At 51.2% G+C, this 18,203-nt stretch carries 16 protein-coding genes and 1 tRNA gene; 7 read left to right on the top strand and 10 right to left on the bottom strand.

The features are described 5' to 3' along the window. Positions 1-175: 175 nt before the first annotated feature. From SIB41_RS07470 to SIB41_RS07450, 5 genes are all read right to left on the bottom strand, one after another. The gene (locus SIB41_RS07470; RefSeq protein ID WP_413357928.1) at positions 176-415 is read right to left on the bottom strand and encodes a hypothetical protein; all 240 of its coding nucleotides are present in this window, start codon (positions 413-415) and stop codon (positions 176-178) included. 96 nt (positions 416-511) lie between these two features. Beyond that, positions 512-1,177, bottom strand: a complete 666-nt coding sequence (locus SIB41_RS07465; RefSeq protein WP_413357926.1) for a Fe2+-dependent dioxygenase — start codon at positions 1,175-1,177, stop codon at positions 512-514. Between the two features lie 743 nt (positions 1,178-1,920). After that, positions 1,921-2,145 (bottom strand): hypothetical protein, encoded by a 225-nt coding sequence (locus SIB41_RS07460; RefSeq protein WP_413357924.1) that lies wholly within the window; start codon positions 2,143-2,145, stop codon positions 1,921-1,923. Positions 2,146-2,636: 491 nt separating this feature from the next. Next, positions 2,637-3,077 (bottom strand): DNA methyltransferase, encoded by a 441-nt coding sequence (locus tag SIB41_RS07455; RefSeq protein ID WP_413357922.1) that lies wholly within the window; start codon positions 3,075-3,077, stop codon positions 2,637-2,639. Positions 3,078-3,514: 437 nt separating this feature from the next. Next, on the bottom strand, positions 3,515-3,694 hold the full coding sequence (locus SIB41_RS07450) for a hypothetical protein (protein ID WP_413357920.1): 180 nt from the start codon (positions 3,692-3,694) through the stop codon (positions 3,515-3,517). Between the two features lie 689 nt (positions 3,695-4,383). On the opposite strand from SIB41_RS07450, the gene SIB41_RS07445 reads away from it, so the two are divergent. The 5 genes from SIB41_RS07445 to SIB41_RS07425 all read left to right on the top strand — a co-directional run bounded on the left by SIB41_RS07445 (position 4,384) and on the right by SIB41_RS07425 (position 9,681). Beyond that, on the top strand, positions 4,384-5,412 hold the full coding sequence (locus SIB41_RS07445; protein WP_413357918.1) for a Fe(3+) ABC transporter substrate-binding protein: 1,029 nt from the start codon (positions 4,384-4,386) through the stop codon (positions 5,410-5,412). Between the two features lie 126 nt (positions 5,413-5,538). After that, positions 5,539-7,695 (top strand): ComEC/Rec2 family competence protein, encoded by a 2,157-nt coding sequence (locus tag SIB41_RS07440; protein WP_413357916.1) that lies wholly within the window; start codon positions 5,539-5,541, stop codon positions 7,693-7,695. Between the two features lie 27 nt (positions 7,696-7,722). Beyond that, positions 7,723-7,807 (top strand) — tRNA-Ser (locus tag SIB41_RS07435). 56 nt (positions 7,808-7,863) lie between these two features. Next, a complete protein-coding gene (locus tag SIB41_RS07430) occupies positions 7,864-8,508 on the top strand; it encodes a TVP38/TMEM64 family protein (protein ID WP_413357914.1) in 645 nt (214 codons plus the stop codon). A 330-nt stretch (positions 8,509-8,838) separates the two neighbouring features. Beyond that, on the top strand, positions 8,839-9,681 hold the full coding sequence (locus SIB41_RS07425; RefSeq protein WP_413357912.1) for a DUF4912 domain-containing protein: 843 nt from the start codon (positions 8,839-8,841) through the stop codon (positions 9,679-9,681). Positions 9,682-9,789: 108 nt separating this feature from the next. Here the strand turns inward: SIB41_RS07425 and SIB41_RS07420 are convergent, their stop codons facing one another. Together SIB41_RS07420 and SIB41_RS07415 are read right to left on the bottom strand one after the other, a co-directional pair. Beyond that, entirely contained in the window at positions 9,790-13,464 is a 3,675-nt protein-coding gene (locus tag SIB41_RS07420) for a hydantoinase B/oxoprolinase family protein (RefSeq protein ID WP_413357910.1), read from the bottom strand. Positions 13,465-13,542: 78 nt separating this feature from the next. Continuing rightward, positions 13,543-13,785 carry a hypothetical protein gene (locus SIB41_RS07415; RefSeq protein ID WP_011129688.1) on the bottom strand — a complete coding sequence of 81 codons (243 nt, stop codon included), beginning with the start codon at positions 13,783-13,785 and terminating at the stop codon, positions 13,543-13,545. Positions 13,786-13,875: 90 nt separating this feature from the next. On the opposite strand from SIB41_RS07415, the gene SIB41_RS07410 reads away from it, so the two are divergent. After that, positions 13,876-15,108, top strand: coding sequence for a glycosyltransferase (locus SIB41_RS07410; protein WP_413357908.1), 1,233 nt, complete (start codon positions 13,876-13,878; stop codon positions 15,106-15,108). A 30-nt stretch (positions 15,109-15,138) separates the two neighbouring features. Beyond that, positions 15,139-15,897: a sugar transferase gene (locus SIB41_RS07405; protein ID WP_413357906.1), complete on the top strand. Its 759-nt coding sequence runs from the start codon at positions 15,139-15,141 to the stop codon at positions 15,895-15,897. Positions 15,898-15,907: 10 nt separating this feature from the next. On the opposite strand, the gene SIB41_RS07400 is transcribed toward SIB41_RS07405, so the two are convergent. The 3 genes from SIB41_RS07400 to ilvC are packed head-to-tail and all read right to left on the bottom strand — an operon-like array spanning position 15,908 to position 18,104. Beyond that, positions 15,908-16,105, bottom strand: a complete 198-nt coding sequence (locus tag SIB41_RS07400; RefSeq protein ID WP_041374865.1) for a hypothetical protein — start codon at positions 16,103-16,105, stop codon at positions 15,908-15,910. A gap of 8 nt (positions 16,106-16,113) precedes the next feature. Further along, positions 16,114-17,106: an adenosylcobinamide-phosphate synthase CbiB gene (gene cbiB, locus SIB41_RS07395; RefSeq protein WP_413361464.1), complete on the bottom strand. Its 993-nt coding sequence runs from the start codon at positions 17,104-17,106 to the stop codon at positions 16,114-16,116. A 2-nt stretch (positions 17,107-17,108) separates the two neighbouring features. Further along, the gene (gene ilvC / locus SIB41_RS07390) at positions 17,109-18,104 is read right to left on the bottom strand and encodes a ketol-acid reductoisomerase (protein ID WP_413357904.1); all 996 of its coding nucleotides are present in this window, start codon (positions 18,102-18,104) and stop codon (positions 17,109-17,111) included. Positions 18,105-18,203 lie beyond the last annotated feature (99 nt).

Genomic DNA, 18,203 nt, shown 5'->3' with positions numbered 1-18,203 from the left:
AGGAAACTGAAATTACTTCTTTCTTCTTCTTCGGGGATTATATTGCCTCTTTTCTGAGTAGATTAGTTTTACTAGCCTTAATAAAAAAGGCTTCTTCCTTGTCAGAAGGAGCCTTTGATTGAGCTTGTTTATCTTCGTTTAAAGTGGTTTTCGTGAAAACTATTTCAGAATAGGTTTACCAGCAGTTTTCTCCTTCGCCGATCGGGACGCAAATATTTGATTTCTTTGCCTTTTTGGCAGCTTTTTTGGCGTCTTCATCAGGTTTGCTTTCAGCATCGATGTCTTGATCAGTTGTCCACTCCTTCAGTCCTCCCATATCGCCTTCACCAGCGTGACTAAGATTTGGCTGTAGTGCGTTTGCGGCCAGCAGAGCAGAAGCTGCAAGAAATATTGCTACAGGAGACTTTTTACTCATGCTTTGCAGATAAGCGAATCTACATACATTTTGGCTCCCCAACGCAACCATTGTTTGGCGATTCGATACTTCATCTAGTATCAAATGATTCAGGCTTCAGTTGCCGAGGCGCCTGAGCATGTTGGTGTACGCCTGAAAGATCAAGTCCAGTTCTGGTGAACGGCCATGTTCGGCAAGAAGGGCGCGGGCACCAGCATTGAGGCCAAACAGAATGGTGCGGTCTTCATTGCTCCTGATATAGCTCTGGATCCAGCCAACACAAACCAGCCGCTCACCAGCAGTGACTGTTTCCACGGCATGCAGGCTTGTGCTGGGATAAATGATCAACTGGCCTGCTGGCAGCTTCACTTGCTTGCTGTCTTGCAAGGTTTGAATGCAGAGAGCTCCTCCGTCGTAACTTTCGGGTTCGCTGAGAAATAGCGTGAAGGAGAGGTCGCTACGCCCTGAGCTCATGTACGCATTGTCGACATGCATTCCATAGCCCTGGCCAATACCGGATCGACTGAACATCACCCCGTGGATGTGCCTTGGTAAGGCAAAGCTCTTCACAAGCGGATCCGATTCAAGCTGCTTAATCACTAGTTGGCTGTTTTCTTTGGCGGTTTTTGAGTTGCGATCCAGCTGGAGGTTGTTTTTGACTTCGGCTGCTTGATATCCCGCTGTTTTACGTCCGTCCTGCCATGATGTTTCGTCAGCCAAGAGAGTTGCACGCAGTTGGCTCACAGTTGCCTCGTCAAGCAATGGATGGGTCAGAGGCTCCATAGAGATTGCCGGGTAAATCCCACAATAACCAATACCTCGACGTTATAAAACTATGGAGGACTCGTATGAATAAAACGGTAAACTTCCTAATCTTAGGTCTAAGTCCAATTCTTCTATACGAGACAAAATTTATCCAAATCTCTTAGTGAATGAACGGTGGGAGTCTCGAGCAGTTTATAAAGAATTGTGGTCTTTTTTGTCTTGCTAGATCGATACCACTATCCCACTATTCCATCCCCAAACAAACTATAATAAACCTTATGATCTACCAACCAACTCAAGGGTCAAGGTCAACAACTCAAGGTCAATCAAATAAGAAATTATCTCACACCCCCTTACAAAAAAACTTCTATGGAGGAAGTGAACAGGTGGAAGGAGAGTAAACAACTATCAATACCACCTGTTCTTCAACTAACACCTAAGGCTCTACTTAGACACCAACAGGTATAGATACTCAGGCAAGTAGTTAAATCAAAATCCACGAGTAATCTATCGTCTAAACATAGGCAGGATATGCTACCATTATCTAGACCTACTTCTACACTGACTCCTAAGAAGTCAAAGAAGGATCTAAAGAAAGAGGTGAAGGAAGTAAAGGAGTGGTTAGAAGGAATTCAGATTTATTAATCCTATCAGTCTTCGTCAGTCTTGCTGTTGTTGTACAGGTAGAACCATAAAAATATCGATCCTGCAAGTATCACAGTTCCAACAGTTGTATTGCCCGAGAGAATAGTAAGCATAGATCACTCATGTCTTTTTTTATCAAATGTTTCAACCTCTCCTTCAGTTGAATCATAGTATCGGACTTCATCATATTCTTCTGTTATCAACTCCATATCGAAATCTTTGTAATCGTCATCATCAACGTATTTATTAAACACACGGATACCTTCCTCCAGATTTTCAATCTTCTCGTGGTTTGTAGGAGGGTGTCCAGGAGTATCGTAGATATTGAGTAAGTAACTCATAAGTTAGTTGGGATCATAATGACGAATGACTTTGTTGGTTACATCCTCAACTAACTCTATAGCCTCATCATTGAAGTCATCGTCATCAACATAGAAGTGAAACATCTCCTCTCCCTTCTCCAAAGACAAGTCAGTTTTTAGTTTCGTAGGAAGATCATCTATATAATACAACAAGTGGTAAGTCATATAAGGTGGTTGTTTATGAGTCCCATATTTTGGCCTACTTTTCCACACTTGGATTGACCATCAATCTCATCCTCAACACTTCTTTGTGTTTCTCTTGTCCTCTTTCAAGAGACCAACTGTAACTACAACCAAGAAGAAAGAAGACAATCGGATTAATTCCTAACGTCTCCCATTTACAACCAAAAAAGAATAAAACAAGGATTAGAATGGACCACATCAATGACTTATTGATCCTAAGTTCAAATTCTAACTCTCTCAACTTCTTCTTTTGTTGATGAGGAAAAGATGAAGAGGTGGTTCTGTCATTAGTCATCTCCTGATGGTGATTCTTCATTATTCCAATCTACCGTTTGAATAAGTCTTTGTCTTTCCTCCTCTATCTTTTCCTTCTCCTCATTAGTCCTCCTCCATTCCTTATCCATCAACTCAACCAATCCAAATTCCTTCAACCATTCATAAGTAATCCAATCTTCTTCTTCCTGTGATTGGTTTAGACATTCATCAGCTTCGAGATAGGGATTGATGACAATATTGTAATCAGAAATAGTTACAGTTACCGTCATCAGTTTATCTCTTATCTTGATGTTGATGTAACTACACTCATCAAGAACACGAAACAAGAAACGAAGATTACCAATGAGACTCCTCATACCAACAGAGACTGATCCCTCGTCGAATTCCATTCCTTTACTACTTTCAATAATCCTGTCTCGTTTGTCAGTTACCCAACCCTCTCTATGATTCATTCCTCTTATTCCAATCTTTTACTCTTCTTTTTTCAGGGTCACTCATTAGGTGTCAATACTCTAAACATAGTCTAATCATTTCTAGATGCTTCAACCAGAAAATAATTTCAAACGAAAAGAAAGTTAGTAACGGAAGGAGGGACCACCACTATTAGCCCCACCTTCATTGTTTAGGTAGTGTCTACAATGTCTTGTCTCATCAAACAAATCCTTCATCTTCTTGTCCCACTGTTTTGTCTTTCTCTCACGTTGGTAATCAAAATAGTTCTCTAAGTTATCTCTGTAAACATTTGTCTTGTGGTTCCTTGCTGACTGTGGGATTTGAGTAATAATCAAAACAAGGAATAGACCGATGTAAATCCCATCTCTTTTAGACAGTGATGATTTCATTAGTTGATTAGGTCTGTGTTTGTTTCAGTGGTTGTATTTCATTGAGATTATCGTTCTCTAGTTATCGGACCAACTTCTTTTTTATTTATAGGACCAGCATCTAATCCAAGTCTCTTGTTGTAATCATCTAGTGTCATCCCACAACCCTTACCTTCTGGACCATTTTCTTTAAAAGCGCTTATAAACGGACTATCACTCCAAACACCACCACCACTAACACTCTTCAACTCTTCAGTTGATAGCTCCTCGTTGATTTCTTCTTTTTCTTTTGGATTAGTTATAGGTGTAAATACTCTGAGGGTAGTCTAATGCTTCATAGAGGTCTCTACTAGAAAAAATAAAATAAACCTCTGAAGCGTCTTGCGTATGTAGTTGGTCAATTCTTACCACGTGTTACCACCTTCGGATGTTGGATATACTGTCAAAAAGAGTGCATATACATACTTTCCACTGGATATTTATAACCCTGTTAAGTAATTACTCTAACTACAACTCCACTTCCCTTCCGGATACTTTTTTGTTAGTAGTCGTCTGTAAAGTTCCGACAGGTACTACTTGACTACGGATATTTTCAGTTATCATCCTATAGGTACTAATACTACTTTTCTTGCTTCGATCCGTCGCGATCGGCCTCATGGATTTTCCTTCTATCCTTTACGAACTCCGGCCAGGTCTCAATTCCTCTCTGAGTGGTTCTGACGTGCCACTATGCCAACTATGCTCTAGCCCCATAAGCAACCATTTCCCTTAGTTCTATTGCAGATGATAAGAATTGCTGAGGAAATCCCATTATCAGCGCTTTGGCCCTCACGGGCCGTTACTGCATCATTTGTTACAGCGGCTGGTATGGAATGCGCAAGGAGGCCTTGAGTGCTCTCAATAGGGTGAGGCTTGCAACGTTAATGGTTTGTTGGCAATGGGTTTGAAGGCGCGTCTTACGTATTCAGGCTTGGCGGCCGTTCTCGCCCTTGGCACTGGATTCAGCCAAAACGGTGTTGCGAAGGCTCGAGAAGTACGTGTTTATTCAGGTCGGCACTACAACACTGATCGTCAAATTTATAAGAAATTTTCTGAGCAAACAGGGATCAAGGTTCGGCTGATCGAATCTTCTGGTATTTCATTGTTAGAGCGTCTTAAACGAGAGGGGGCAAACTCTCAGGCAGATGTGATCATCCTTGTTGATGCGGCACGGATTAGTAATGCAGCAAAAGAGGGCCTTTTGCAACCTGCGCGCTCAGCAAAATTGGATAGCGAAGTACCTAGTGCCTATCGCGATCCGCAAGGTCGTTGGTATGGCCTGACCCGTCGCGTGCGGGTGATTGTTGCCAATCCATCGAAGGTGAACGTTGGCAGTATTCGCACTTATGCCGATCTGGCTAGCCCCTCACTTAAAGGGAAGGTGTGTCTACGCAAGCGCAACAACGTCTACAACCAATCTTTAGTCGCTGATCAGCTTGTGTTGCGCGGTGAGGCGGCAACCAAGAGTTGGTTGCAGGGAATGATCTCTAATGTTTCCCAGCCTTACTTTGGAGGAGATGTCTCCCTGGCTCGAGCTGTGTCACAAGGCATCTGTGGCGTTGGCATCGTTAATCACTACTATGTTGCGCGGATGCGTGCTGGTGTGAGCGGATCGAAAGACAAGGTTCTTGCTAATAAGCTCACGGTTATCACACCTGATCCTGCCCACGTCAATGTCAGTGCTGGTGGGTTGGCTAGGTATGCAAAGAATAAGAAGGAGGCGATTCAGCTGCTTGAATTTCTTGCTTCACCTGATGGCAGTCAAGGCATGGCTGGCCCCACCTATGAACATCCGTTGAATGGCTATGGCACGTCGTTAGAACTCAAAAAGTTCGGCACTTTCCGCCCCGATCGGGTCACGATTAGCCAGCTCGGAGCGAATAATGCCAAGGCGATTCAGTTGATGGCTCAATCTGGTTGGAAATAGGGTTTTAGGCTTGTGGGTTCAGGGCTAGAGATCTTCTTAGGGAGATCTTTTGCCAGGCTCTTCCTCGAACCCTGCAGACTGCGAAGTGCAGAGAGGGGAATTCTCGAGATAGTCGTTTGAGTTTGTTTGCGAGGGTTTTCTTCGCCTTTGCTTGTTGCAGGCTTGGCCCTGACAGCACTAGTGCTTGGTGCCCAGCCCTTTCCTTCTCAAGCAATGGTTGTCGTTGCTGTTGTGTTGCTGATCACGGCTCGTTTCTGCTTGATTCGTCTCGGCATTACCCAAAGCAGGGCTACAGCATTGGCGTTGATGTTGCCATTGTTGTTGGCATGGGCTTGCTGGTTGGGGCAGCCGAGACCTGGACCTTTGGACCCTGTGCGTTTGTTGGCGAGTGCCGGTTCTTTTGATCGTTCCTCGCGCCTTCCGCTTCGAAGCAGCCTCGAAGGGCGGCTGCTGAGTGATAGCCGATTGCTTCGTGATAGCAGCTTTGTGGCTGATAGTTGCCGTGCATTGTTGGCGGTGAACCGGATCAATGGCCTGCCGAGGCATGGCCGTAGTGAAGTTCAGCTAAGACCTTGCCCTCAGCTTTTGCAGCAGGGTTGGCGAATCCGTGTGCATGGTCAGTTGCGCGCTCCGGCTCTCGGGCCTCATTCGCTACTGCCTGGGCCAGCGGAGCGGCTTCAGCAGCAGGGAAGTTGGAGCCAATTCTGGGGTGATCAGGTTGAGGTGTTGCAACGTCCCTGGACGCCGATCGCTGATGCTCGCCGTCAGGTCGCCTTGCGCTTACAGCAACTGGCAGGTCCACGTTCGGGAGGATTGCTGGCGGCTTTGGTGTTGGGTCGTGCCCAAGTTGATCTGCCGCTTGATTTGGTTAAGGCGTTCCGCGTTGCTGGCCTTTCCCATGCCTTGGCGGCCTCGGGCTTTCATCTTTCTGTGCTGTTGGGAGCGTCGCTGGGGATTGCTCGGTTGCTGCCAAGGCCCTTCCGTTTGACGTTTGCTGCAACGGCACTGATTAGCTTTTTGATGCTGGCCGGACCACAACCGTCGGTTGTGAGAGCTGTGTTGATGGGTAGCACGGTGTTGTTGATTAATGAGGGCGGAGGCCGCAGTCGTCCTCTAGGGGTGTTGCTAGCGACGTTGGTGCTGATGCTGTTGGTGAATCCCGCCTGGGCGCGTTCGATTGGTTTTCAATTGAGTGCGGCAGCTACTGCCGGATTGGTCGTCACAGCAGGGCCCCTAGAGCAGGCTTTCTCCAAGCGTTTACCTACATGGCTTCGAGGGTTGGCACCGGCGCTGGCTGTTCCTTTGGCCGCAATCGTCTGGACGCTGCCACTACAGATTGTTCATTTTGGCTCCACTCCTGTCTATGCCCTATTGGCGAATCTGCTGGCTGCTCCTTTGTTGGTGCTGCTCACCCTCTCAGCGATGGCGTTGGCCTGGTTGTGTTTGCTCTTGCCTGCTGGCTTGCTGACTCCATTGCTGAACTGGATCAGTTGGCCGATCCAGCAGTTGGCTGGGTTATTGATTGCTCTGGTGCGTTGGATCTGCACTTGGCCAATGGCGCAGTTGTTCACCGGTCATCCCCAGCCTTGGTTGGTGTTGTTGTTGGTGTTGGGATTGCTGCCTTGGTTGGTCACGCGATTGCGTCATTGGCGTCCCTGGGGAGTGGTTGCCTTGTTGGTTTGTTCGTTATCGCAGGCTGTTGTACAGATGGGCGATGGATTCGTGGTGGTGCATCAGCGCAGTCGTCAATGGTTACTAGCTAGGCATCGTGGGCGGGCTGTTTTGGTTAGTACGCATGGAGATGGTCGTAGCTGTTGGCAGGCTCGTCGGCTGAGTGAAGCGTTTGGCCATGCCCGTCTTGATTGGGCGATGGTCTTGGATCCGGTTGCCAGTGAGGCGGCGTCCTGTTGGCGAAATCTGGCCCATGCCGTGTTGGCTGAGCATCAGGGTGTGATGCCTTTGCAGGTTGGACAGCGGTTAGTCAGTCCTGGCCTGGAGGTGAGACCAATCGCTGCAGCAGAGCAGAGTTTGCAGTTGCGAGCTGGTCGTTTGCGTTGGCATCTGCTGCCAACGCGTCAAGCCTATTGGAGTTGGCGTGATCGTCAGGGATTGGATGGCGTGGAGTGTCAGCCTTTAGTTAAATCAGAGGGTTTGACAGGGGTATGGCTTGGTTTTGTGCCAACCTCTCTTGAGCGGCGATGGTTGCTACAACACACTGCAGGGCGGCTTTGGGTCAGTGGTAGAGCCAGCGGCTCCCTGAGCATGGTGGCCTCAGCGTTTTAAAGTTGCCTTGCGTCTTTACGGGCGTTTGGAGAGGTGGCTGAGTGGTCGAAAGCGAACGACTCGAAATCGTTTGACGGGCAACCGTCCGTGGGTTCGAATCCCACCCTCTCCGTTGCTTGATTCTTCGTCTCTGGTGCAAAATATGAAAATTGCTCGAGGTATTTCAAAATGAATAAATTGCGTAAGTTTTTTCTGATTACATTTTGGGTTGGAGCATTTGTTTTTCTGGTTTACCTCATACAGACATATGGCATTGAGCCGCTACGTAATGCGGTGGAAAGTATGGGCATCTGGGCTCCTTTGGGGATAATGCTACTTCGAGGGATTAGTATCATTTTACCTGCCTTGCCCAGCTCTGCATATTCACTTTTGGCAGGTTCTCTATTGGGGTTTAAAACAGGATATGTGACAATTGTTTTGGCTGATCTTATCTTTTGTCAAGCAGCATTCTTTATCGCTAGAAACTATGGAAGAGAGCCTGTTCGCCGCTTGGTTGGAGTGAAAGCAATGAAGAGAATCGAAGGCTTCAATCAAAATCAACTGGAGGGAAATTTTTTCCTGATGACCGGTCTCTTAATGACTGGACTTTTTGATTTTCTGAGCTACGCCATTGGGATAGGTGGAACGCGTTGGCGTCTTTTTACTCCAGCATTAATTGTAAGTCTCTTGATTAGTGATTCCATCATTGTCGCTGTCGGTGCTGGAGTAAGTCAGGGGGCTGGTTTGATGCTTGGAGCTGCTCTGCTTGGGATGTTTGTACTTGCTAGTGTCGCTGGTCTTACTAAGAAGAAGGTCTCTAGTACTAATCAATAGGATTCAAAATAGCCTTGTTTCCACTATTTTTTCTGACATTAGTCTTTAGAGACAATCTTAGTAGAGATGGTTCAATTTGCATGGATTTTTGAACCACTTTGAGCCAATTCTTACCATGGATGCCACTTTGTTCTCTCGTCTCCCTAACTGCGAGGACGCTCTCTCCGTTTTTTGGCCGTTCAGCAGTGTTTGCTAGAGATTGGCATGAACAAAAGGTTTTGATTGCTGCTGGGCTCTTACGCTTTTGTTCGGGCCGAGCTTTGTTCTGCATATGTCAGGAGATACTGGCAAAAGCTTTTGTCAAGGCAAAAATGGCCTAAATGATTTGACTTGATTTCTGCTGACCTCCCTGTGACAGGCCAAGAAAAGTCCACTAATAAAGGGGTCTCAAGCCTGGTTCAGGGAATCCAGCAACGCTTTCAAGCCTTTGTCACTAAACCAAGGGGGTCGTCCAAGGCCACGCCACAGGCTACTGCTAAGCAGCCCAGCAGGACCGAGGATAGGGTCCAGGATTCAAGCTATGTTTCACTGCAGCCCAAAGACTCAAAGTGGGCACGCTGCAGCTGGAGCATCAGCAAAGCCGATCAGCAACGGGCAAAAAAAACAAAAGCAAAAGCCCTATGTCTGCGGCTGGTCGATCTCTACAGCCACGCCGATGCCTTGATCAGTAGGCACGCCATCAAAGAAATTCTTGTCGATAGCAAGGCTCATGAGTGGTTCCTTCCTGTGCCGATGGGTGGCCGTGAATATCTTCTTGAGCTCGGCTATCAGCTTCCTAAGGGAGGTTGGCTGTCGCTAGCTTTCTCAGAACCGGTATACGTTCCGCAAAGCGATCCTTCAGAGCAGAGTTCTGATCGCTCATATAGCTCTTTCCACCAGGAGCAAGACGTAGCCGCCCAACCTTTTTCTCCGACTTCGTCTGTTGCTGAAGTTGCTGATTTTGGTGATGACGGAATGCACGAGCAGATGTATCAGCGTGCAATTTCAAATAACCCCAGCTTTGGGATTGGCTCGGAGACTCTTCAGGGGGATGGTCGTTCCGATCGCTCCAGGCGGTTGAGGAATGATTCTGGCTCTGGATGGTTGGATAGTGGTCGTGGACAGTTTTTACGCCGCCGCCGTGAATCTCAGCAGAATGATCCCGACAATGCCTCTGATTCTGATTGGTTCTGACCGGTTGGTGATTTCTTCGCTCATTGTTGCTTCTGATCTGTATTGGTTCAATCGTTGGTTCATACAGACCAGCGACAGGTGGATGAGTTGATGAATCGCTAATAAGGGTTAGTCACGCGGTGAGCCGAAGCCTCCACCGCCTGGGGTGCAGATCAGCAACGCCTCTCCGGCTTCGATGTTGATCGTTGCGCATCCTTTCAGCGGATCTCTTTTCCCATTGACGTGTTCAAGTTGGTTTGCTCCTAACGCCCCCGGCAGGCCGCCTGATAGCCCGAATGGTGCAATCCGTCTCGATCCAGAGAGAATCGACGCTGTCATTGGCGCTAAGAAGCGAAATTGTCGCAACAGCCCATCACCACCACGCCATCGCCCAAGGCCGCCACTACCATGCCTTAACGCAAAGAGCTCCAGCAGTACTGGATAGCGCTGCTCAAGGATCTCTGGATCGGTGAGGCGGGAATTGGTCATATGCGTCTGTATGCCATCAGCACCATCAAACCCTTTGCCAGCACCGCTGCCGCCGCCAACCGTCTCGTAATACTGATGTTCGCTGTCGCCGAAGCTGAGATTATTCATCGTGCCCTGGCTTGCTGCCATAACCCCTAGGGCCGCGAACAATAGATTGCAGAGTGCTTGGGATGTCTCCACATTTCCTGCTACGACTGCTGCAGGTGGGTGTGGGTTGAGCAAGCAGCCATTGGGAACGATCAGTTCAAGTGGTTCAAAGCAACCGGCGTTGAGTGGGATCGTCTCCCTCACTAAACAGCGGAAGACATAAAGCACCGCTGCTTTTGTTACGGCCAGCGGAGCTTGGAAATTGTCAGAGCCCTGGGCTGAGGTGCCAGTGAAATCAACCTTTGCTGTGCGCTGATGCTTATCAATTGAGATCTTCAGGCAAAGCTTTGCGCCATTGTCGAGCTCTACTGAGAAGGCGCGATTGTTCAATGTTTGGATCACCTTGCGCACCGCTTCGGCCGCATTGGCCTGTACAAAGGCCATGTATCTGTTGACTTGTCGATCACCTGTGCTGGCGACAAGAGCCGTCAGCTCTTGAACGCCTAACTGGTTGGCGGCGACTTGCGCTTGTAGATCGGCGAGCAATTCGGCTGGGTTTCGTGGCGGCATGTTGCCGCTGTGAAGCCTTTGCTCCCAGCTCTTGCGGTCGTGGTGAGTATCGCTCACAAAAGACACGTTACGGAGGAGGAGTCCTTCGTCTTTGATGTTTCGACTAAAGGGCGGCATCGAGCCGGGCGTGAGTCCACCAACATCGGCATGATGCGCACGACAGGCGACGAAATAGCTTGGTTTGTCGCTTGTGGTGAACACAGGTGTGATTGCTGTGATATCTGGCAGATGGGTGCCGCCGTGGAAGGGATCGTTGCTGAGTACTGTCTCGCCTGGGCGCAGTGGTTCGCGTTCGCCAGCGTCAATCTGTGCCAGAAGATCGGCGACTGATTCACCCATCGAGCCAAGGTGAACGGGAATGTGAGGGGCATTGGCGACGAGTGCACCCTGATGATCGAATAAGGCGCAAGAGAAATCCAGCCGTTCGCGGATGTTCACTGAACGACTGGTTTGACGTAGTCGTTCCCCCATCTGTTCGGCGATGGCCATGAAGCGATGATGGAATAACTCCAGCAACACTGGATCGGGCGTTTGCTTGGCCAGTGCTACCGGTTGCCTTGTAATCACTGAATCTGCAGCGATGGCATCGAGTACAAGAGCTCCTTGTTGATCCACGCTTGCTCGCCAACCAGGCTCTAGCACGATGCAACCTGTAGTGTCTAAGACCAGCGCTGGCCCTTCTAGTACAGACCCTGCGATCAGACGATCGCGATGATGGAGGGGCACCTGCTGCCAGCCAAGATCTGGCCAATGCACCTCAGCATGTTGATGTTCGCCCCGTGGTGGAGGCGTATGCAGTTGGACGTCACCTAGTCTTGATCGGCCTTGATCGCTTGGGGATGCAGGGGCTACTACTGCGACTTCGAGCCTTTCCACCACTAAAGGCTGGTTGTGAGGAGGGATATAGCTAAAGCGCTGTTGGTGGGCGACCGCGAATGCTTTTTGTATATCCGTGATGCAAGTTGTTGGCTTCAGGGAGAGCATCAAGCCTTGTTCGCTGGATGCATAGCGCAGTTCGATGCGGGCCCAACGCTTTGGTGGAGCTGAATCAACAGCACTTGCAAGGTCTCCTGATTCCTGTAGGAGTTGTTCTGCTTGCGTCTGTTCCAGCTTGATGAGCTGTTGAAGTTTGTCCAATAAGTCTTCGTTAAGGGGTTCACGCACAGACCTTTCGCGTAATTGACGTTGACGGGCATGGCCCATTCCATGGGCTGAGAGCACGCCCGCTAAGGGGTGAAACAGCACTCTCTTCAGTCCTAGCTGAGCTGCTAGCCGGCAGGCATGTTGCCCACTGGCTCCTCCGAAGGCCACAAGCACGCCTCCACGAATGTCATGACCGCGTAGTAACGAGACCTGTCGGATTGCATCAGCCATGCGTTCGATCGCGATTGCTAAGGCACCTTCTGCGCTGTCTTCTGGTGTGCTGCCGATCGTCTCCGCTAGTTGTCTAAAGCGCTTTTGCACAACTGATAAGTCTGGGGGCTGGTTCGCCGATGGGCCGAATAGCGCTGGAAATTCGTTCACCTGTAGGCGACCCAGCAAGAGATTGGCGTCCGTGATCGTTAGTGGACCGCCACGGCGGTAACAGGCTGGTCCGGGGTCAGCACCCGCTGAGCGAGGCCCAACCTGTAGCCGTTCGCCCTCACTGCTGATGATTGATCCACCCCCTGCTGCCACGGTGTGGATTGGTAACCTCTGCGCCATTAAGCGCTGGCCCGCCACCTCTGTTTCAGGGCTGCGCTGCCAGTCTTCCTCCTGTTGCCCGGCAGGAACATGGAACACATCGGTGGAGGTTCCGCCCATGTCGAAGCCCAGTAGAGGTTGTTGGGCGAGGCCTGATGCTCGTGCTGCGGCGACAGCACCAACCATCCCCCCTGCCGGTCCGGAGAGAATTGTGTCTTTAGCGAGTAACCATTTAGGTGTCAGCAATGCACCGCTTGAGCCCATCATGCGGAGACGTGTTGACGGCCCGAGCTCCTTGCGGACTTGGTTTAGATACTTGAAAAGTACTGGTGAAACAGTTGCTTCCACCAGGGTGGTTTGTCCTCTGGGTACCAGGCGTGGCAGGGGGCAAACCTGATGGGAGCAAACCACGGAGTTAAATCCCAGCTGATTTAACCAGTCCTGCAAGTGCAGTTCGTGTTTGGGGTTGCGGTAGGCATGTAGTAGAGCAATGGCGCAGCTTTTCAAGCCTGCTTTGGCATGCCGCCGCACTTCATCTTCTAGGGCTGCATCGAAGCTGATCGGTTCGATTTCTTGCCCCTTGGCATCGAGGCGGCCTGGCACCTCGATCACGGCTCGTGCCAGGAAGGGCGTGCGGCGGATCTGTAGAGCAAATAATTCAGGCCGATGCTGATCGCCGATGCGGAGCAGATCTCTGAAACCACGATTGCAGAAGAGAAGAACCGCTTCTCCTGCATTTTCAAGCAAAGCATTGGTGGCCACGGTGGTGCCGAGGCGCACTTCTTCAATCAAGCCGATGGGAATTGGTTGTCCTGCTTTGAGCTCCAACACCTCCCGGATCGCTCGGACGGCTGGATCACCAGGCTGGTCTGGCTGTTCCGAGAGTACCTTGCGGACAATGCATTCTCCAGCGGGGTTGATTCCGACAAGATCTGTGAAGGTTCCGCCGCGATCGATCCAGAACTGCCAAGGCATGCAATTGAGCCAGTGGCTTGGCAGAGCATCGTTCCTTCATTATCGAGCCTTGAGGGAGTTGCTGACTAGGCCTGGCGTTCAGGAGTGAAACAGAAGCACAAGGCCTTGGCTGACTTGGTGGAATTCTCTCTCTTCGCGACTTAGGTCCAAACCGACTTGAAGAGCTTCTTGTAGTGCATCTTCAAAGGGGGGGGTGAGTGGGGCATTTTGTTGTCTACATAAAGCTGCTATGCCCACGGGAGTGGCATGCCAGCGAAAGCGCCCAGTTTCACCAATCGCAGGTTGATTGAGGGCATCTTCAAGGAGGGAATTGATCGGCATGCTTTAAGTGGGCTTAACCCAGCTTCGGAACGCAGCACTCTTGCTGCAATCGGCTGAGAGACTTCGTGATGAACTGAGGATCAATCCGCTATGGCTGGCAAGGCCCCAGAAGACTTGCCCAAACGGATTGCTTTGGTGCATGAGTGGTTCACGCCCCGTGCCGTGGGGGGTGCTGAGCAGGTCGTGCAATCTATCGATGCTCTGTTGCTCAGATTGGGCTGTCAACCAGACTTGGCAGCTCTGGTTGATGGAGAAAGCCTTAGGCCAGGAAGCTGGCTGGAAGGTCGCGCCATTCAGACCAGTCCGATTCAACATCTCCCCTGGGGGGTGAGCCATGTGCAGCAATACCTGCCCTTATTGCCCCTTGCGATTGAGCAGTTAGATGTGGGTGATTACCCCTTGGTCATCAGCAGCAGCCATCTTGTGGCCAAGGGGGTACTCACCTCTCCTGAGCAGCTCCATGTGAGCTACGTGCACACTCCCGTTCGTTATGCATGGGATCAGATGCATGCCTATTTGCGTCGCTCGGCCTTGGCACAAAGCGGTTTAGGGCCCTTGATCCGTTGGCAATTGCATGTTCTCAGGCAGTGGGATCAGCTCAGTGGTGCGCGCGTGAATCATCTTTTGGCCAATTCCCGCTTTACAGCGCGGCGGATTGCTTGCTTTTGGGGGCGTGAAGCAGAGGTGGTGCATCCACCGGTGAAGGTGGATCGCTTCCGCTGGGATCAGCCTCGCAATGATGTGTACCTCTGTGTTTGTCGCCTTGTCCCTTACAAGCGAGTGGATCTTGTGATTGAGGCCTTCAATCGATTGCGCTTGCCATTGTTGGTGGTTGGCGATGGACCGGAGCGGACATTCCTAGAAGAGTTGGCAGGTCCCACAGTGCAGTTGCTAGGTCGTCAAACCCAGGCGCAGGTTGAGGCCTTGATGGCAAGTTGCCGAGCCTTCGTTTATGCCGCTTTGGAGGACTTTGGAATTGCACCAGTGGAAGCCATGGCAGCGGGGGCCCCAGTGATTGGCTTGGGGAGGGGTGGCTTACTCGATACCGTGCGTTGTGCGGCGGCTGGAAGGCCTTACCCAACAGGGGTCTTGTTCCCTGAACAGACAGTCGCATCAGTCGCGCAGGCGGTTGCCTGGTTTGAGGAACGACAGCTTTGGCAGCAGTTGACCCCTGAAGTTGTACGCCTTCACGCAGAACAATTCCGTCCGGAAGCTTTTGCGTCGCGTTTTGAGACTGCACTGCGTCAGGCCTGGCAACAACATCAGCAGGCCTGTGCCGTTGCTGCGAGTGACCCTGTGGAGCTTTTAGAGTTTCGATCCTGATCTTGAGTAGGGGAGCCGCTTGGAGAGATCATGAGATTGGCCTCCAGGCGCTTTGTGTTTCATGGGGGTAGTAGAGCCCTGGGCCGAGGGGCTTCTCGTCGTCATCTTGAGGTGCTTTCAGCTCCAGCCTCAACGTTGCCTGCGAATGCCTTGATTGGTCAGCAAAGTCGCTTGGGGAGATCGATTAAACGATCTGGAGATGTGGTGTTTTCCCTTGCTGTGATCAGCCTCGGCTCTCCTGTCTTTCTCCTTTTGGCGTTGCTGGTCAAACTCAGCTCACCTGGGCCTGTTTTTTATGTGCAGCGACGGGTAGGTCGTAATTATCGACACTTTGGCTGTATCAAGTTCCGCACGATGAGAGCAGATGCCGACGACATCCTTGCAAATTTGCTTGTTAAATCTGCTTCGATGAGGGCTGAGTTTGAGCGTGATTTTAAGCTTCGTAAGGATCCTCGGATCACACCTATTGGTCGATTTTTGCGGCGTTCCAGTCTTGATGAACTGCCTCAGTTTTTGAATGTGCTGCGGGGTGAAATGAGTTTGGTTGGTCCCAGACCAATCGTTGATAAAGAACTTGAACGCTATGGGGAGTTTATGCATGAAGTTGCATCTGTACGCCCTGGGCTGACTGGTCTGTGGCAGGTGAGTGGTCGCAATAATCTCAGCTATGCCAAGCGGGTTCGCCTTGACCTTGCTTATGCCCGGGGGCGTTCATTCATGTTGGACTTAGCGATCATTCTGCGCACCTTTGGTGTGCTGTTGCTGCCTATGGATCGCGGTGCCTACTGAGGCGAAGGGGTCAGTCTCGTGCCCAGCGCTGGTTGCAACGAGCTGAACACTTCATCTCGCTTTCCGGATAGCTGTAACCAGCCTTACGAGCGTTCTTCTCCACTTCGGCGGGATTGGAACCGCTGAAGGTTCTGGTGGTTTTTGCCTGAGCAGGGATCTGCACCGACAGCAGCAGCAGAGCCGTGGCGGTGATGGTGATCATTCGCATTGGCTTGGTTAGAGCAGAACCAGCGCAATCATGATCCAGACCAGTTCAAGCCAACTGGTGAGTGCCAGGATGCGCTGCAGAGCATTTTGGTCTGCTGGCGGTTGATCGATTGCCAGCAAGGGTTTGTTCACCCATCGGCTGCCGTATCGGTTGCGTCCGCCCATTCGCACCTCGGCACAGTGGGCATAGATCGCTTCGGACCGTCCGGCGTTGGGAGAGTGATCCAATGCTCCGTCCTGTTCCGCTGCCATCACCAGAGCAGGCAGCTGGCGCCAAGGCTTGCTGATTAGAGGAAGGGTGAGCATCACCAGGCGGCAGGGGAGCCAGGTGAGTAGATCATCGAGTCGTGCTCCGGCAGTGCCCAGCCATTGCAGTTTTCCCTGCCGATAGCCCAGCATCGAATCAAGGGTGCTGGAGGCCTTGAAGCTCCAGGCCAGAGCGAGAGGGCCTGGCCATGCATTGGAGACATGCCAGAGGCCAGCACCGATCAGCATCCAGAACAGCGGTGCAAACACTCCATCCACGGCGTTTTCGGCTGCGCTTTCAGCGGTAGCCCGCAGAATCTCCTGCTCATTCAACTGGGATACATCGCGTCCCACGATCCAGCTCAGCTGCAAACGGGCGATAGACAGGTCTCCTCCCGCATCTGTAGGTAGCGCCTTCAACACCTTCAAGATGCTGTGGCGGAGGCTGCCGGCGGCGAGGGCACTGGCCAGGGCGATCACCAGCAGGGGGATCCCGAGCCAGGCTGGGGCGATGCTCTCCTGCAGGGCGAGGCGTTCGATTGCCCAACCCAGTGCACCGCTGCCGCTGATCAGCACAGCGGTGATCAGAACGCCGCCAACACGCAGCAGCACGGGGCGATTCCCGGCGATCGCTTCAGCAAAATGGCGCAGCTGTTTGATCACAGCTCCCATCAACTCAACGGGATGTGGACACCAGCGTGGATCACCGATCAGCAGGTCGAGACCTGCTGCAGTGATGACTAGCAGAATGGCCAGGGTTAGGCTGTTTTCAACCAGCTGAACATGGCGCGGAGACCTTTGCCGACCTGCTCAATTGGATGGGCGGCATCGCGATCGCGAATCTTCTTCATCTCAGGTTTGCCTGATTCGCATTCGGCGACAAAGTTTTTAGCGAAGGTGCCGTCTTGGATGTCAGCGAGGATGCGCTTCATCTCAGCTTTGGTATCAGCGTTGATCAGTCTTGGCCCACTCACGTAGTCGCCATATTCGGCAGTGTTGGAGATTGAATCACGCATGGCAGTGAGGCCGCCCTTCACCATTAGATCTACGATTAACTTCACCTCGTGAAGGCACTCGAAGTAGGCCAGCTCAGGCTGGTAGCCAGCTTCTACAAGGGTTTCAAAGCCTGCTTTGACGAGCTCTGAGAGCCCGCCACAGAGCACGGCTTGTTCGCCGAACAAGTCGGTTTCGGTTTCTTCCTTGAAGTTGGTTTCGAGGATGCCCGCTCGGGTGCCGCCGATGCCCTTGGCGTAGGCCATGGCCAGTGCACGTGCTTGGCCGGAGGCATCTTGTTCAATTGCGAATAGGGCTGGTACTCCTTGCCCGTTTTGGTATTCCCAGCGCACGGTATGGCCAGGCCCCTTGGGAGCAATCATCACCACGTCGACATCAGCTGGCGGCTGAATTAACCCGAAGCGGATGTTGAAGCCGTGAGCGAAGCTCAACACTTTGCCTGAACTCAGATGAGGGGCAATCTCTTTTGCATAAACATCTTTTTGGAATTCATCCGGTAGTAGCACCATGATCCAGTCCGCTTTGGCGGCGGCTTCAGCGACGCTGAGCACTTCCAGTCCATCGGTGCGGGCTTTCTCGGCGGAGCGGCTGCCTTCATATAGGCCCACTACCACATCTACGCCGCTGTCCTTGAGGTTGAGGGCATGGGCATGGCCCTGGGATCCATAGCCAATGATGGCGACGGTCTTGCCATTGAGTAGGCCGAGATCGGCATCGGGGTCGTAGAAGAGCTGGGCCATCCTGGCTGGATTGCGTTCAGGGCAAGGTCAGAGCTTACGCAAGTGCCCCATGGCTTTGGCTGAAGGCTCAATAGTCTTTCTCGGTTGTCAGTGCAATCA

Source organism: Prochlorococcus sp. MIT 1201 (assembly GCF_047303415.1).
Taxonomy (GTDB): Bacteria; Cyanobacteriota; Cyanobacteriia; order PCC-6307; family Cyanobiaceae; genus Prochlorococcus; species Prochlorococcus marinus_D.
This window is presented reverse-complemented; position numbering and strand designations above follow the sequence as displayed.